General features: G+C 42.1%; 12 protein-coding genes. 4 read left to right on the top strand and 8 right to left on the bottom strand.

The features are described from left to right. Positions 1-6 precede the first annotated feature (6 nt). Together IUZ65_RS04550 and xylA are read right to left on the bottom strand one after the other, a co-directional pair. Entirely contained in the window at positions 7-1,332 is a 1,326-nt protein-coding gene (locus tag IUZ65_RS04550) for an anti-phage deoxyguanosine triphosphatase (RefSeq protein WP_195702613.1), read from the bottom strand. 198 nt (positions 1,333-1,530) lie between these two features. Then, on the bottom strand, positions 1,531-2,850 hold the full coding sequence (xylA, locus tag IUZ65_RS04555) for a xylose isomerase (protein WP_195702614.1): 1,320 nt from the start codon (positions 2,848-2,850) through the stop codon (positions 1,531-1,533). 820 nt (positions 2,851-3,670) lie between these two features. On the opposite strand from xylA, the gene xylF reads away from it, so the two are divergent. From xylF to IUZ65_RS04570, 3 genes are read left to right on the top strand one after another with little or no spacing between them, the layout of a single operon-like run. Beyond that, positions 3,671-4,663: a D-xylose ABC transporter substrate-binding protein gene (gene xylF / locus IUZ65_RS04560; protein WP_195702615.1), complete on the top strand. Its 993-nt coding sequence runs from the start codon at positions 3,671-3,673 to the stop codon at positions 4,661-4,663. Positions 4,664-4,717: 54 nt separating this feature from the next. Beyond that, complete coding sequence (locus tag IUZ65_RS04565; RefSeq protein ID WP_195702616.1) at positions 4,718-6,244, top strand: xylose ABC transporter ATP-binding protein; 1,527 nt, start codon at positions 4,718-4,720, stop codon at positions 6,242-6,244. 35 nt (positions 6,245-6,279) lie between these two features. Further along, complete coding sequence (locus tag IUZ65_RS04570; protein ID WP_443083732.1) at positions 6,280-7,416, top strand: sugar ABC transporter permease; 1,137 nt, start codon at positions 6,280-6,282, stop codon at positions 7,414-7,416. A 224-nt stretch (positions 7,417-7,640) separates the two neighbouring features. On the opposite strand, the gene IUZ65_RS04575 is transcribed toward IUZ65_RS04570, so the two are convergent. After that, positions 7,641-8,837, bottom strand: a complete 1,197-nt coding sequence (locus IUZ65_RS04575; RefSeq protein WP_195702618.1) for a XylR family transcriptional regulator — start codon at positions 8,835-8,837, stop codon at positions 7,641-7,643. A 241-nt stretch (positions 8,838-9,078) separates the two neighbouring features. Here IUZ65_RS04575 and xylB point away from each other — a divergent pair, with 241 nt between their 5' ends. Continuing rightward, positions 9,079-10,530 (top strand): xylulokinase, encoded by a 1,452-nt coding sequence (xylB, locus tag IUZ65_RS04580; protein WP_195702619.1) that lies wholly within the window; start codon positions 9,079-9,081, stop codon positions 10,528-10,530. A gap of 393 nt (positions 10,531-10,923) precedes the next feature. Here the strand turns inward: xylB and IUZ65_RS04585 are convergent, their stop codons facing one another. From IUZ65_RS04585 to nirB, 5 genes are all read right to left on the bottom strand, one after another. Then, positions 10,924-11,583: a nitroreductase family protein gene (locus IUZ65_RS04585; RefSeq protein WP_195702620.1), complete on the bottom strand. Its 660-nt coding sequence runs from the start codon at positions 11,581-11,583 to the stop codon at positions 10,924-10,926. Positions 11,584-11,724: 141 nt separating this feature from the next. Next, positions 11,725-12,444, bottom strand: a complete 720-nt coding sequence (locus IUZ65_RS04590) for an SDR family oxidoreductase (RefSeq protein WP_195702621.1) — start codon at positions 12,442-12,444, stop codon at positions 11,725-11,727. A gap of 170 nt (positions 12,445-12,614) precedes the next feature. After that, on the bottom strand, positions 12,615-13,517 hold the full coding sequence (locus IUZ65_RS04595) for a LysR family transcriptional regulator (RefSeq protein WP_195702622.1): 903 nt from the start codon (positions 13,515-13,517) through the stop codon (positions 12,615-12,617). Positions 13,518-13,769: 252 nt separating this feature from the next. Beyond that, a complete protein-coding gene (gene nirD, locus IUZ65_RS04600) occupies positions 13,770-14,108 on the bottom strand; it encodes a nitrite reductase small subunit NirD (protein WP_195702623.1) in 339 nt (112 codons plus the stop codon). A 45-nt stretch (positions 14,109-14,153) separates the two neighbouring features. Beyond that, complete coding sequence (gene nirB / locus IUZ65_RS04605) at positions 14,154-16,694, bottom strand: nitrite reductase large subunit NirB (protein WP_195702624.1); 2,541 nt, start codon at positions 16,692-16,694, stop codon at positions 14,154-14,156. Positions 16,695-16,744: the final 50 nt, after the last annotated feature.

Below are 16,744 nucleotides of genomic sequence, written 5' to 3' on the forward strand. Positions count from 1 at the left end.
CCTCAATTAGTTATTAGCAGAAAACAGTTGTTGATGAAGCTTCTGGGCATATCCGTCCGTCATTGCAGCGATGTAGTCAGAAATAACTCTCATGCCTGAACCATTTGCAGTGTCGGCAAGTTGCCATTTTTTTCGAGTCGCTTCCGGTAATAACCTTTCAGGGTCAGCACTTAACGCTTCAAATAGATCCATAATAATCTGTTGGCCCTTGTACTCAATAATCTGCACATCAGGTATCTGGATAACGAATTCACTGACAAAGCTTTTGAATACCTCAAGTGCGGTGGCAAGATGCGGCTCTAGGTAGGCGTTATGGCTAAGCAACTCATTATGAAAGTGCGTGTTGGGCACTGCCTCAACTTGGGCGCTGGTTAGTAACGTATTGACGATGCCGCCAATGGCATCTTTCCGTAGATAGTGCTCTCCAGAAAACAGCATGTCGCTAATATCGTTTATGTTTTCTTCAAACCACGGGTCGCCGCATTCTGCTAACTGGCTAGCCGCTGACTCCTGCCACTGTTGGCGATTGACCATCCCTAGAACAATGGCATCTTCTAAATCATGCACACCATAAGCGATATCATCGGCTATCTCCATAATGGAGCAATCTAATGATTTGAAACGCGTTTTATTGTGTCTGTCAGGTGCAACAATCGGTTCACGCAGAGATGAAAAAAGGGTCATATCACTTGCGGATAATGGTTCTAAAACCCAATCGAAATCGATCTCATCACAGTTATAGATTCCTTTTGCGGGGCTCCAATCTTTCGCTTTTAGCCTACGTTGATGAGAAACCGCCTCTGGGAGGATTTCACAACGAACTTTACTTAATAACACGGGATATTTCATAAGCCCTAATAGGGTTCGTCTCGATAGGTTCATGCCATGGGACTTTGTATAAGGTTCTAGTTGGCTGACGATGCGAAAGGTCTGAGCGTTGCCTTCAAACCCTCCGTGTTCTCTCATTGCATAGTTGAGTGCAACTTCACCACCGTGGCCGAAAGGTGGGTGACCGATATCATGGGCCAAACAGAGTGATTCAATTAAACTTGCAGAGGGCAATATAGGTAATAGTTCAGGCTGTTTATTTTCAATTTGGGCTAGAATTCCAGAACCAATTTGAGCGGCTTCTAATGAGTGAGTGAGTCGAGTACGATGAAAGTCATTGGCGCCAGTGCCGTGTACTTGTGTTTTGGCTTGTAAACGACGAAATGCAGCCGAGTGCAAGATTCTTGCTCGGTCTCGTTGAAAGGGATCACGATGATCGTTTCGCCTTAGTTTATGCTCAATGTTTATACGTTGTTGCCAAAGTACATGCTGCTTGTCATCCATAATCACTCCATGCAAAACCCCATTGGTATTTTAATAATGCGCTGAAATAATGAGCGAGTCTAGGGAGTGTGATAACTATTTGAAGTGATTCGAATAAATGAGCGAATTCTGACGCATCAGTAGGGCGAGGTGTGACTACCCTTATTCTTCCCAAAGAGGGAAGAATAAAAGGAAATAATAGCGAGTACTATTTAGTCATTATTTGAAGATATAGCTGTTAACAACGTTTTCTAAGTGTTCTTGGCGACCAGACTCCTTCGTTGGAGAAATATCGTTATTAACGGCAAACTGAGCTAATGCTTCTAGCGATAGATCCCCAGCAAGTATCTTCTTACCTAGGTTGTCATTCCAACCGGCATAACGCTTAGCGATGTTTTCGGACAGAACATCATTCTCTATCATAGCCGCAGCTTTCTCTAGTGAAAGCGCCATCGTATCCATGCCACCAATGTGACCGTGGAACAAGTCTTCACCGTCAATTGATGGGCGACGTACGTGAGCATCAAAGTTCAAACCACCTGTTGTGAATCCGCCAGCCTTAAGGATTTCATACACAATCAAGGTGTTTTCTTCCACGCTATTCGGGAATTGATCTGTATCCCAACCTAGTTGCGGATCACCACGGTTTGCATCGATAGAACCGAAAAGTCCAAGAGAGGTTGCCGTTGCTACTTCATGCTGGAAGCTATGTCCTGCTAAAGTTGCGTGGTTTGCCTCAATGTTCATTTTGACTTCGTTCTCTAAACCAAACTGCTTTAAGAAACCGTAGACGGTTGCTGTATCGTAGTCATACTGATGTTTCGTTGGCTCTTGAGGTTTAGGCTCAATTAGAATGGTGCCGTTAAAGCCAATTTTATGTTTGTGCTCAACGACCATTTGCATTAGGCGACCGAGTTGTTTGCGTTCTTGACGAAGGTCGGTGTTTAATAACGTTTCATAGCCTTCGCGACCACCCCAAAGGACATAATTCTCACCACCCAGTCGCTTGGTTGCGGCCATAGCATTGAATATTTGAGTTGCAGCATAGGCAAAGACTTTAGGATCAGGGTTTGAACCTGCACCTGCCATGTAGCGCGGATTAGAGAAGGCGTTCGCCGTCCCCCATAGTAGTTTTAGGCCAGTCTCAGACTGTTTTTGTTCTAGTATGTCTACCATCTGCGCGAAATTGTTTACATACTCCTTGATTGAATTACCTTCAGGTGCAACGTCGGTATCGTGGAAACAGTAATACGGCACATCTAATTTTGAGAAAAATTCAAACGCGGCATCCGCTTTCATTCTTGCCATTTCTAGCGGGTCGCCGCTTTTTAACCAAGGACGATCAAATGTGCCAGCGCCAAAAACGTCAGACCCTGGCCAGCAGAAGTTATGCCAGTAACATGCGGCAAAGCGTAAGTGATCTTTCATGGACTTACCGAGAATCATCTTATCTTTGTCATAATGGCGGAAAGCGAGAGGATTCGATGTTTCGTTTCCTTCGAATTTAATTGTACTTACATTTTTAAAGAATTCAGTCATAGCTTTTATTTCCAATATAATAGTGAACCATGTTCGCAGTTAATCATTGGCTTTTTACTGAATTCATTCAATTATGATATTTGATAGTAAAATTCAGCTATTTGTTTTGTGTGGGCTACCTCTCAAATTCTCGGCCATATTTATCGATAAATTTATTTAGAATGTTCATATTCTATTGATATAGAGATACTGAAAATATCTATCAGTCGCTATCAATTCGAACCTCATCACATAAGTAAAGTATTATAAAGTGCGTATAAATAGATAAAGGGACAGGATTTTAGGTTGATAAATGGTGGGTTGATATGCTGAATTAAGATAATTTGAGTTAACAACTGGGGAAAGCTTCATCAGAAATACTTTTTAATGCAACGGTTTGTATAGGTAGTATTAGCACTATTTTGATAAGGATTAGCGTATGCTGTGTAAAAATGAAATAAGGTAAACGAATAATGAATATTGCAAATTTTTAGAAGTGTGACCCCTAAGGCAGTAAAAATATATAAGGCGAAGCCGTAAAAATAATAAAGTTAAAAAAACCGTATCAATAACGGTAAAAGGTCGTGTATACGACATTAATAGGTGCAATTTAACGTGTTTATTACATTTTTAATTGAATATAAGTGTGGTACTCACTTCTCAATATTATATTAAGTCCGTTTTTTTAAGCTGGATCACAATAGATTAACAAAACCAAAAAACATAAAAACAAAAAGAAATCTGCCAAAAGAAGTCCAGAACGAGTTGTTCTAAAGTCTAGTTAAATTCACCAGTACTTGTGGATTTTACCTACATCTAACGTGATACAAAGGACAGTAGAATGAAAAAGATAATAACCCTTATATGCGCAGTGTTAATAACAATAAGTGCGCCAGTATTCGCAAAATCCGTAAAAATCGGTATGGTTATCGATGACTTACGTTTGGAGCGTTGGCAGAAAGACAGAGATATTTTTGTCGAGACAGCTGAAAAACTAGGTGCCAAAATTTATGTTCAATCCGCAAATGGTAATGAGCAAACTCAGATCTCACAAATAGAGAATATGATTTCTCGCGGTGTTGACGTGCTTGTCATTATTCCAACCAATGGTGAAGTACTTTCAAACGTTATTAAAGAAGCGAAACGAGATGGTATTAAAGTGCTGGCATATGACCGCCTAATTAGTAATGCCGATATTGATTTCTATTTGTCATTTGATAACGAAAAAGTAGGTGAAATGCAGGCTAAAGCACTAATAGCGGCTAAACCAACGGGTCGTTATTTCCTAATGGGTGGCGCGCCAACGGATAATAACGCGAAATTATTCCGTAAAGGTCAGATGAATATTCTTCAACCTAGCATTGATTCAGGCGATATCAAGGTTGTTGGTGATCAGTGGGTTGACTTCTGGCTAGCTGAGAACGCGTTGAAGATAATGGAAAACGCTTTAACAGCAAATGATAATAATATTGACGTAGTTGTGGCTTCTAATGACTCAACAGCGGGTGGCGCGATTCAAGCGCTAGATGCACAGGGCCTTGCAGGTAAAGTACTTATTTCTGGTCAAGATGCTGATTTAGCAGCCGTTCGTCGTATTGCAAACGGTACGCAAACAATGACAGTTTACAAACCTATCGTCGCGTTAGCTCAACGTGCGGCAGAAATCGCGGTTGTTCTGGCTAATGACGATGCGCCTCGTATGAATTCTAAATTAAACAATGGAATGAAAGAGGTAGATGCATGGTTATTAGACCCTATTGCAGTAGACGCAAATAACCTTAAGCAAACCGTTATTGCCGATGGTTTCCACGCAGAAAAAGATGTTTATCAATAATCGACTTAGACGCTAAGGGTTACCTTAGCGTCTCTTCCATTAGGAGTGATTTGTATGTCTTCTCCATTACTAGAGATGCACGATATCGTTAAATGCTTTGGCCCTGTTAAGGCGTTAGACGGGGTAAGCATTCGCTTAGAAAAGGGTCAAATTTTATCGCTGTGTGGTGAGAATGGGTCTGGAAAGTCGACATTGATGAAGGTGCTTTGTGGTATCTACCCTCATGGTGATTACCAAGGCGAAATTATTTATCAAGGCGAAAAATTAGAACCCAAAAATATTTCAGATACCGAAGACTTAGGTATCGCAATAATCCACCAAGAACTAACCATGGTTAAAGAGCTAAGCATTTTAGAAAACCTCTTTTTAGGTTCTGAGCTTTGTAAGTATGGTGTGATGGATTATGAACTTATGCATTTTGAAGCAGAAACTTTGCTAGAGAAAGTTAAGTTGGCTGTTTCGCCAGAAACAAAAGTGGGCGACTTAGGGGTAGGGCAGCAACAGTTGGTTGAGATTGCTAAGGCCATGTCTAAAAACGCCAAATTACTTGTGCTTGATGAACCAACAGCACCACTGACCGAATCTGAAACTGAAATTTTGTTGGACTTGGTTAAAGATTTACGCGATACCGGTGTAAGTTGCATCTACATATCCCACAAGCTTGGTGAAGTAAAAGCAATATCAGATCACATCTGTGTGATTCGTGATGGGACGCATATCGGTACACGAGAAGCGAGTAATATGACCACCGACGATATCATCACTATGATGGTGGGACGCGAAATGAAGCAGTTATTCCCAAGAGAAGAACATGACATTGGTGAGGTGATTCTCGAGGTCAAGAATGTGAAAGCGTGGGATAAAGCGAATGCCAACATCCCTAAAGTACGCGATGCCAGCTTCAATTTGAGAAAAGGCGAAATACTGGGTGTTTCTGGTTTGGTCGGCGCGGGTCGAACCGAATTGATGGAATGCCTATACGGTTGTTATTTAGGTAAGCATGAGGGTCAGTTCTTTCTCGATGGCGAGCGACTTAAAACGTCGACCAGTCGTGATGCTCTGGAAGCCGGAATTGCAATGGTACCGGAGGATCGAAAACGTAACGGTATCATTCCTATTATGAGTGTAGGCCAGAACATATCATTGGCCGCCATCGATCAGTTTAGCGTCGGTGGGATTGTAAATGACACCTTAGAGGCGATCGCAATTGAAGAGGCGGTTAAAAAGCTGACGGTCAAGACACCGAATACCAATTCAGCCATAAAAAACCTCTCAGGCGGTAATCAACAAAAGGCTATCTTAGCGCGATTTTTGATGGTTAATCCGAGCGTTCTCATTCTTGATGAACCTACCCGTGGCATCGATGTTGGCGCAAAATATGAGATTTATAAACTGATGTTTAAACTGGTGAAGAGCGGTATTAGTATCATTATGGTTTCTTCTGAACTGCCTGAAGTATTGGGCATAAGTGATCGAGTTCTTGTTATGCATGAAGGTGTTATCAAGGGTGATTTGGTCAACGAAAATTTAACTCAAGAAATTATTATGGATTGTGCTTTATCAGAAGGAGTAGCAGCATGATTGAGCAATCTAGTGAATTGAAAAAAGAGAACGATATGAGCGTAATAGCGAAACTTAAGACCATGAATATACAGTTAATCGTCATGATCGCGGCTATCGTGTTTATTATGTTGTTCTTTAGTGTGATGACGGAATGGAGTTATCTGACCCCACGTAATATATCTAACCTTTTTAGACAGACGGCCATCACGGGGATCCTTGCCATTGGTATGGTGTTCGTGATTATCAGTGGTGAAATCGACCTTTCTGTTGGCTCCATGATGGGCTTGTTGGGCGGTGTTGCCGCTATTCTAGATGTCTGGTTTGGACTGCCGTTACCAGTCACCATTGTGATTACACTTATTGCCGGATTTGCATTAGGTGTGTGGAATGGTTGGTGGGTTGCTTACCGAAAAGTGCCTTCGTTTATCGTTACTTTAGCTGGGATGCTAGCGTTCCGAGGTATTTTGATTGGTATTACCGATGGTACAACCGTCGCACCAACCTCTGATGCCATGTCTATTATCGGTCAGAGCTATCTGCCGAATATGGTTAGTTTAGTTATTGGTATTGGCTGTTTATCGGCGTATTTTGCTTGGCAAAAAAAGCACAATGGAATGCGCAAGAAGTACAACCTAGTGGTTGCGAGCACTCAATCTACGGTAACAAAAAGTGCGTTAATTGGTATTGCAGTGCTTACGATTATCTTCTTATTGAATGATTACCGAGGTGTACCAACACCAGTATTAATGCTGACCTTTTTCTTAATTGTGGGGACTTTCATCGCGACGAAATCTCGGTTCGGTCGTCGTATCTATGCGATTGGCGGCAATATTGATGCGAGTCGTTTATCCGGTATCAACGTTGAGAAAACGAAATTATCTGTATACGCAATGAATGGTCTTCTGGTTGCGGTTGCCGCCCTGATCTTGAGTTCTCGGTTGGGTGCTGGTTCGCCATCTGCTGGGAACATTGCTGAACTAGATGCGATTGCTGCTTGTGTTATCGGTGGTACTAGCATGGCGGGTGGTGTCGGTACGGTCATTGGTGCGGTCATTGGTGCCTTTATTATGGCATCACTTGATAACGGTATGAGTATGATGGATGTCCCGACATTTTGGCAGTATATTGTTAAGGGCGGAATCTTATTACTTGCAGTTTGGATGGACAGTGCCACTAAGCAAAAACGTTAATAATCTAAAATGAAAGAGTGAACGACCCTTAACTCTTTTCTGCCGCTTACCCATCCAAGTTCTTGTCTTTGGATGGGTAAGCGGTTTGTCCTATACGACATTCTTGTATTAATAGATTCTTTCCTAATTACTCTTTCTTTACCCAAAAATAAAGGCCAATGTGATTAGCATTTGGCCTTCGATTGAATAGTATCACCTTAATTTAGGGTGGAACGTATTCCTTTTTATTCTGCTGTTATTGCATTATCCCGAAATTCTTTTGGCGTCTTTTCTAGGTTCTTTTTAAATACGGTATACATGTATTGTAAAGATGGGTAACCAGATAACTCTGAGATCTCTAGTATCGGGAGAGTGGTCTCTGCCAATAAGTTGCAGGCTCTTTTTAGTTTTGAATTATGAATCTCTTGATGAATGGAGTGGCCTCGCTCTTCTCTGAACCTCGCTTCCATATTAGAGCGTGAAATACCCACACAACCGAGTACTTGATCAACCTTAATACCTTTGCAGGCATTGTGACGAATATAGTGCATGGCCTGAATGACATATGGGTCTTTTAGTGCTTGAAAATCAGTGCTTTGCCTTTCGAATACCTTAGTCGGTGGAATCAAAACACGTGCGTGTTTAAGAACTTGATTGACGGGTTTTTCTTTATCTTTTGCTAATAGCAGTTTATGCAGTATCTTCGCTGAACGATAGCCCATCTCTTTGCAACCTTGACCAACGGAGCTTAGGGATACTCTTGTTAAATAGCGGGCCAACTCCTCATTGTCTATGCCAATCACTGAGACTTTGTCCGGGACCATAATGTTCAATTGTTCGCATACTTGTAATAGGTGACGAGCGCGAGAATCGGTAACGGCAATGATGCCCGTTGGGGTAGGTAACCTTTGTAACCAATCTGCGAGGCGATTCATATCATATTGCCAAGTCTCTGGTGAGGTTTCATTTCCGCGATAGATTGATCCGCTATAACCTTCTCTTTCTACGATCTTTTTAAACGATAATTCGCGCTCTTGTGCCCACCGTTTTCCTGAATTTGTGGGAATGCCGTATAAAGCAAAGTTCTCTAACCCTTTTTCACGCAGGTGCTGAAACGCCAGCTCTACAAGTGCATTGTTGTCGGTAGCCACATAAGGGATATCGGGATATTGGGATGGTTCAGTATAGGAACCGCCTACGCCAACAACCGGAATATCGGTGCCTTTGAGCCTGTCCACTACATCAGGATTATCAAAATCTGCAATAATTCCGTCGCCTCTCCATGCTTCAAAGTTATCTAAATGAGTAACGAAATCCTCTTCAAGAAAGATGTCCCATTCGCACTGCGAGGCTTGCAGGTATTCTCCAATGCCTTCAATGACCTGACGATCGTAAACTTTATTGGCATTAAAAAGCAGTGTAATTCTAAAGCGCTTATCCATAAGTAATCTTTACCGTTATTGAAAACGAAGATGAGTGTAACAAGCAAATTCTCATTAGCGTGTGATCTACGACTCACTCGTTAAATCAGAGAACATAACTAATAAAAAACGTAATTGAGGGAACCTCGCTTCAAGAACATGATGAGTGTAGGGAAAGCGCCATTTTAAACAAGAATCTACGCGAATAATTACGACGGTGAAGACGACTATATCCGAGTGAACATAAACAGAGGCAGGGCATATGTATATTGGAATTGATTTAGGTACATCTGGAGTTAAAGTTATTCTCCTTGACGACAATGACGTTATTATTGCGTCACAAACAGAGGCGTTGACCGTTTCTCGGCCTAAAGATCTATGGTCAGAACAAAATGCTCAGGATTGGTGGGAGGCAACCAATACTGCCATCTTAAAGTTGCAGCAGCAGACTGACCTCACTAAGGTTAAAGCCATTGGGTTATCAGGCCAAATGCACGGTGCGACCCTGCTTGATAAAGAGGGCGAGTTGTTAAGACCTGCCATTTTATGGAATGACGGTCGTTGTTTTGAGGAGTGTTTACAGCTCGAAACACTGGTGCCAAATAGTCGTGACATTACCGGAAATATCATGATGCCAGGGTTCACGGCACCTAAACTGAAGTGGGTAGCAAATTACGAACCCGAAATATTTAGCAAGATAGATAAAGTGTTGTTACCCAAAGATTATCTACGCTACAAGATGTCTGGTGACTTTGCTTCAGATATGTCGGATTCGGCGGGCACAATGTGGCTAGACGTTGCTAAACGTGATTGGTGCGATGAGTTACTTGAAGCGACAGGCCTTACTAGAGACCATATGCCCACATTGTATGAAGGTTGTGAAGTGACGGGTATGTTGTCAAATAAGTTGGCACAGCGTTGGAATATGCCTTGTGTTCCTATCGTTGCAGGTGCAGGAGACAATGCGGCAGGTGCTGTTGGAGTAGGGATTATCGAACCGGGCCAAGCGATGTTGTCGTTGGGGACATCTGGTGTCTATTTTGCTGTTAGCGATGGATTTTTATCTAACCCCGAATCCGCATTACACAGTTTTTGCCATGCATTGCCTAATACCTGGCATTCTATGTCGGTTATTTTAAGCGCAGCTTCGTGTTTAGATTGGGTTGCGAAACTAACAGGACAAGCGGACGTTGGCGTAATGTTAGAAGACGTGCAAGCTAATGCGGACGTAGACTCAAAGGTTATTTTCTTACCTTACTTATCTGGTGAACGAACGCCTCATAATGACCCAAACGCCAAAGGAGTCTTCTTTGGAATGACGCATTCAACCACCAAATCAGATCTTGTGCTTGCCGTTCTCGAAGGGGTTGGGTTTGCCTTTAAAGATGGGTTGGATGCACTTCATGCAACCGATTTGATACCGGAAGAAATCTCTCTTATTGGTGGTGGTGCGAGAAGTGCTTATTGGCGTCAAATGCTTGCAGATATTTTTGGGATGAGGCTGGTTTATCGTTCTGGTGGTGAGGTGGGTCCTGCGCTTGGTGCGGCGCGTTTAGCGCATTTAGGCACGGCAAAGCATGCCAACATAGCCGATGTTTGTCCTGTGCCAGAGCTTGTACAAGTTCACAAACCGGATTTAGAAAAACATAAACTTTATGAGAAAAGACGAGAAACGTATAAAGAATTATATCAGCAATTGAAAATGCTTTTTTAAAGTTGTATTTCAGAATGCTCTGTTTTGCTAACCATGAGAGAGGGCGGGGGAATATCGACTCATGCCATTCTGGATGGTGTTTTAAATGCTATTCAACTGCATGAAATTGCAGAACTTATCAGAATAGTATTTTTTAAAATAAATGTTTAAAAACATGAAAGGCATCGAAGTAACGAAATAAAAAATAAAGCATCATGTCGACGCCTTAAATATTTAAATAACAACAAAAGGTAATTGCGCTAAGGCGCAGATTGGCAAAGCGGACCATTCGTTATCGGGGGGCGATTATTGATGGTAACGCTTTGCTTTTTTTTTATCCTCAGAAATAAAAAACGCTCAGGTTTATCTGGCATTTATCAGATAAACCTGAGCGTTTTCAAATAAGAGATATCGTTAAAGAACGGTGATGACATCCGTTGTTGCAAGGCGAGCTTTAGGTTGGCTGTGATTATAGTCTTCAACTTCTTTGTGATAGCCCATCGCCAGAGCTACATCAACTACAAACCCATCCAGTTCGTCTTTAAATATTTCACCAATAAGTTGCGCATCAACACCTTCCATCGGTGTAGAGTCGATACCTAAACGCGCAAGAGTGTGCAAAGTATTACCTAGAGCAATATATGTTTGCGCTTTGGTCCAATGGCCGTTGAAGCCGGCTTCATCTGTGTTCATTTCAGCGAATGTGAAGCCACCGTTTAGCATGTTGTCGTACATTTCTGCAGGTAGGTGACCAGAGCTAACTTCAATATCAACTACTTTACGGTACTGTTCTTTTGTAAAACGAGGGTTGTAGGCGAACAATACGGTGTGTGACGCTTCTTTAGCGTGTGGTTGATTGAATTGGAAGTTGTTTTCAAATGAATCATGGAAACGTTGCTTAGCGTTGTCACTTTCAATAACGATAAACTTCCAAGGTTGAGCGTTTATCGAAGAAGCAGACAAACGAATCGCCTCTTTTATGACGGTCATATCGTCAGATGAAATGCGTTTTGCTTCATCGTATTTTTTAGCTGTGTAACGGCTGTTTAGATCAGTAATAATTTGGTGAGTCATGTTCGGCTTCTCGTTAAGCAATTTGATGGGTGCATCGTAATGAGTTCAGCCATAGAAAAACAGTGCTCATATCTCCAATCATTATGGGCATAATTACCCATAATGATATCTAGCGCTTATATATGATGTTCTTTTGTCCGATTATGCTGGTTGACGTGTCGCACAGATGACGATTTCACGAATACATACACCTTGTGGCTGTTGATAAGCGTATTCAACAGAACGAGCGATATCGTCAGCTTGAAGTGCTCCGCCCATAGACTCTTTCCAGTCTTGGTATCCATCAATGATGTCAGTCGACGAAGTATGAGAAAGCAATTCAGTTTCTACTGCGCCTGGAGCGATAGTCGTCACACGAACATTTGAGTTTGATACTTCTTCACGAACATTTTCTGAAATGGCGTGAACCGCGAATTTTGTTCCGCAGTATGCGGCATGGTTGGGAAATGTCTTGCGACCAGCAATTGAACTAATATTGATGATTGTTCCACTTTGACGGGCTTTCATAGGTGCAAGAACTGCTTGCATGCCATTCATTAGGCCGATGACGTTAACGTCAAACATAGTTTTCCATTCTGCCGGGTCTTGCACATCTAATTCGCTCAATAGCATTACACCTGCATTGTTAACAATACAATCTGTTGGGCCATATATCGCTTCCGCTTTTGCTATGGCCGCTTCGAAAGAGGTTTTATCGGTCACATCTACTTTTTCACATAATGCATTAGGTAACGAAAGCGCTTCTAGGCGGTCAATACGGCGTGCGATAAGTAATAACGGGTGTCCTGACTTGCTTAAACGACGAGCAATTGCTTCACCAATACCAGAACTTGCACCTGTAATAACGACTAATTTTTTCATAATTTGCTCCAAGGCAATGAGTTAATAGACATTGAGAAACAACGGGTTCCTCGTTGTGATGTCTCATATTAGGCGATTTAGCACTGTTGATATATAGGGCGTAGGTTTAAAGACTGTTGCTTCTGTGCAACAATCTTTTTATCGGTTAGGCAAGAGATTATGATGGTGTTTTAGTGATCATCGTGTTCAAATTTTGTTGTTACAAAACTAATTAAGGCCCTAAGTCTTTTGGGTTGATATTTGTCTTTATGGTAAATGGCAGAAAAGGGCGAATTTGGAACCTTCCAATTGGGGAATATCTCGACTAATTCACCGCATTCAATGGAATGCTTACAATACATCTCAGGTACTCGAATAATCCCATTATTGTGTAGTGCTCCGGTAATCAACACATTGCCATTTTTGCACAACAAATGGCCGTCAACAGTGACTTCATAGTGTTGGGTCGAATCGTCTAACGATAAAAAACGCCATTTCTTAACTGAGCCCGTTAAACATTTATGCTGGTTAAGATCTTTGGGATGCAAAGGTAAGCCATGATTTTGTATATAATTAGGGCTGGCCAAGGTCACCATATTAATGTCCATGAGCTTTCTTGCTATGAATCCTGCGTTTTCTATTTGTCCCATACGAAAAGCGATATCAAATTGGTCTTCGATTAAGTCAATTCGATGACTACTAAAATCGAGATGTATATTAATTTCAGGGTATAGCGCCATGAATTCACTGATGTAGGGTGCAATGATTTCTTCGCCAATATACCCACCAACGCAGTTAACTCGGATCAGCCCCCGCACATCATTGGTATCATCGACCGCAGCAATCAACGCTTGGTCAATTTCATTCAGCGCTCCTTCACATTGTGCGTAAAAGGCTTCACCGGCTTGAGTTAAACGGAGAGTTCTGGTTGTTCTAGTCAGTAAACTCACACCAATTTCAGCTTCTAGTGCGCTAATTTGTCGTGATACATGTGATCGAGAGACTTGCAGTGCTTCTGCAGCCTTAGTGAAATTACCCAATTGAGCAATGAGCACGAAAGATCGAACATCTGAAAGATTCACGTTATTAAGCATAAGGAAGATAACCTTGAAGAATATTGTTGCTATTAAGAAATAGTTTTTCAGTATTGGCGCTATATATCAACAAAAAGTCTTTGGTGAGAGGAAAAATTGAGAATTAAAAGTGTCTTGTTAAAGATAAGGTAGCCTGACAGCCGTTTCTGAAACACGAGTGGGTCGTGTTTCAGAAACGGGCCTTTCAGCCCATTGATGTCAGCGTTGTGACAATCCTGTCGCTGAGCGGTTAATCTTACAGATTGGTACTAGTTATACACAACCCGGCAATTGAACCTGTATCTCACCATTTACGGATCGAACTGGGTAGGTTTCAAGTTGATACTCAGGCTCCTCTAGGCACTTCCCGGTTACTAAGTGAAAATGTTGCTTATACAATGGTGATGCTACATAAGGTTGGCCTTCTATTGAGCCAATAATACCCCTGGATAAAATGGATGCTTTGCCAATTGGGTCATAGTTGGCTATTGCGTAAAGCTTATTGGTACGTTTGCAGTTGAAAATAGCGACGTGTTTATCTTCTACTAGTGCGCAGCTACCAATATTTGGCGCGAGATCTTGTTCATTGCAAATTGATTTCCAGCTACTCATATCTCAATTCCTTACATTTTGGATTCTTTCTTAGCATAATGGTTGTTATTCCACTTCCACTATCTCTATTTGTTGTTCAGTGACAGGTTTTGGGAATCGCTGCTCACGTAAAGAAACAAATTGAAGGTTCTCATCTCGTTGATCACTATTAATAAAATGACTGAATCGCTTAAGTTTTTGTGGTGAAGCCAAGGTGGTTTTCCATTCACATTGGTAGTTTGCAACGCTATAGGCCATCTCTTTTTCAAGTTCATCACACACACCGATTTTGTCTTCGATAACAACTTGTTTGAGGTAGTCGATACCACCTTCGAGGTTCTCTAACCAAACGGATGTACGTTGCAGACGGTCGGCAGTACGGATATAGAACATCAATACTCGATCAATATATTTAATCAGTGTGCTGTCATCGAGGTCCGTTGCGAACAAGTCTGCATGACGTGGACGCATACCGCCATTACCACACACATAGAGGTTCCAACCATTCTCTGTTGCAATAATACCGATATCCTTTGATTGAGCTTCAGCGCACTCTCGAGTACAACCAGAAACACCAAACTTGATTTTATGTGGCGCGCGCAATCCCTTGTAGCGGTTTTCTACGTCAATCGCGAAGCCAACACTATCCTTGACTCCGTAACGACACCACGTGCTGCCAACGCAAGATTTAACTGTTCGAAGCGACTTTCCATAGGCGTGTCCAGTTTCAAATCCAGCATCAACCAATTTCGTCCATATGGCCGGCAGGTCGTTCAACTGTGCACCAAATAAGTCGATACGTTGACCACCGGTTACTTTTGTATACAGGTCAAACTCTTTGGCAACTTTGCCAATCACTATTAACCCATCCGGTGTGATTTCTCCGCCAGCGATACGAGGCACAACAGAATACGTACCATCTTTTTGCATGTTACCGAGGTAAATATCATTAGTATCTTGAAGCTCCATGTGACGGTTTTCAAGTACATAGTCGTTCCAAAAAGAGGCAAGGATAGAACCTGCTGTTGGTTTGCAGATAGCACAACCTATACCACTGCCATGGCTTTCAAGTAGTACATCAAATGTTTTTATTTTGTTGATACGAACAATGTCGCTTAATTCTTGACGAGAATAGGCGAAGTGTTCACAAAGGTTGTTGTTTACTTCTACACCCAGTTGAGTCAACTCACTATCTAAAACTTGTTTAGCCAGTGTCGCACAACCGCCACAACCCGTTGATGCATTCGTGGTTTCTTTAAGCTGAGCCATGGTCACGCAACCAGAAGACACTGCTGCTTTGATATCGCCTTTGGTGACATCAAAGCAAGAACAGATAACCGCGGTATCTGGTAATGCATTGATACCCATAGTCGGTGATTCATCATCAATAACGTTAGGTAAAATCAACACGGAAGGATTTGAAGGTAAAGGCATGTCGTTTTGCATTATTTGCAATAGAGTGCCATAGGCATCAGCATCTCCCACCAATACGGCCCCAACGATTTTTGTTCCGTCTGCTGAGATGATTAAGCGTTTATACACTTGCTCTATTTCATCGTTATAAGTAAACGATTGTGCACCTTCTGTTTTACCATGTACATCACCGATACTGGCCACATCAACACCAAGTAATTTTAACTTGGTACTCATATCTGCCCCAAGAAACGGAGAAGTTTGCTCATCTTCTGCTAATAAGTGATTCGCGGCAACTTTGGCCATTTGGTAACCCGGAGCAACAAGACCAAAAATTTGATTTTGCCAAAGTGCACATTCACCAATGGCGTAGACATCTTCTAAGTTAGTTTGGCAAAAGTTGTTGATCGTGATTCCACCACGTTCTCCAATATCGATATCAGCACTTCTTGCGAGCTCATCTTGTGGGCGAATACCAGCGGAGAAAACAATCATGTCGGTTTCTACATGCGTGCCATCGGCGAAATTCATACGATAACGAGCCGTTTCACCGTCGACAATCTCAGTCGTTGCTTTCTCAGTATGAACTGTCACACCCATATCTTCGATCTTGCGGCGAAGTAGCGCACCGCCGCCATCATCAAGTTGCACGGCCATCAACCTTGGGGCAAATTCGACAACGTGTGTTTCTAGTCCGAGGTTTTTAATCGCATTGGCCGCCTCAAGACCAAGTAGACCACCACCAATAACCACACCAATTTTACTCTGCTTGCTTGATAGCTCTATAGCGTCGAGGTCTTCAATCGTTCGGTATACAAAGCAGTGTTCTTGGTCGTTACCCGGAATAGGCGGTACAAAAGGAAAGGAGCCAGTTGCTAAGACAAGTTTGTCGTAAGCTTCAATGCGGCCAGTGGCAGTAATAACTTGATTGTCAACGGTATTCAGCTTGGTTACTTTCTCATTGACGACATAGCTGACACCGTTTTTTTGGTAATAGGACTCGTCTGTCATTGCAAGATCTTTTGCTGTTTTACCTGTTAGATAGGAAGTCAGCTGTACTCGATCATATGCAAGACGAGACTCTTGGGAAAATGTGATGATCTCAACGTCTCTTCGCTCAGATTGAATGAGGGTATCGATAAATTTGTGGCCAACCATTCCGTTGCCTACAACGATAATTCTTTGCTTGCTCATAATTACATTCCTGATTCAAAAATTACTAAATATTTACCGTTATTGTGATG

The sequence above is a fragment of the Vibrio sp. VB16 genome, assembly GCF_015594925.2.
GTDB lineage: Bacteria > Pseudomonadota > Gammaproteobacteria > Enterobacterales > Vibrionaceae > Vibrio.